The 648-nt window shown below is 63.0% G+C and carries 1 pseudogene; it reads right to left on the minus strand.

Annotation, left to right across the window (positions count from 1 at the left end):
- Positions 1 to 648 (minus strand): annotated as a pseudogene (locus J5M67_RS27355) (F0F1 ATP synthase subunit alpha); the annotation flags it as partial.

Here is a 648-nt window from a genome sequence, read left to right on the forward strand (position 1 = left end):
GAAGCTGTCGGGCGGTATCCGTACCGACAGCTTCTTCACGACCTTCGTCTGCGCGGCGCCGCCGACTCGCGACACCGATACGCCCGCGTTGATCGCGGGGCGGATACCGGCGTTGAACAGATCGGTTTCCAGGAAGATCTGGCCGTCGGTGATCGAGATCACGTTCGTCGGAACGAACGCGGTCACGTCGCCTGCCTGCGTTTCGATGACGGGCAGCGCCGTCAGCGAGCCGCTCTTGCCCTTCACTTCGCCGTTCGTGAATTTCTCGACGTACTCTTCCGACACGCGAGCCGCACGCTCAAGCAGTCGCGAGTGCAGATAGAACACGTCGCCCGGGTACGCTTCACGGCCCGGCGGGCGGCGCAGCAGCAGCGAGATCTGACGATACGCCCAAGCTTGCTTGGTCAAGTCGTCGTAAATGATGAGGGCGTCCTGGCCGCGATCGCGGAAGTATTCGCCCATCGTGCAGCCGGCGTACGGCGCGAGGTACTGCATCGCGGCCGATTCCGACGCCGACGCGGCGACGACGATCGTGTATTCGAGCGCGCCGGTTTCCTCGAGCTTGCGCACCACGTTCATGATCGACGAAGCCTTCTGGCCGATCGCGACGTAGATACAGATGAGGTCCTTGCCCTTCTGGTTGATGAT

The sequence above is a fragment of the Pseudomonas sp. 30_B genome (assembly GCF_017491605.1).
Classification (GTDB): Bacteria; Pseudomonadota; Gammaproteobacteria; order Pseudomonadales; family Pseudomonadaceae; genus Pseudomonas.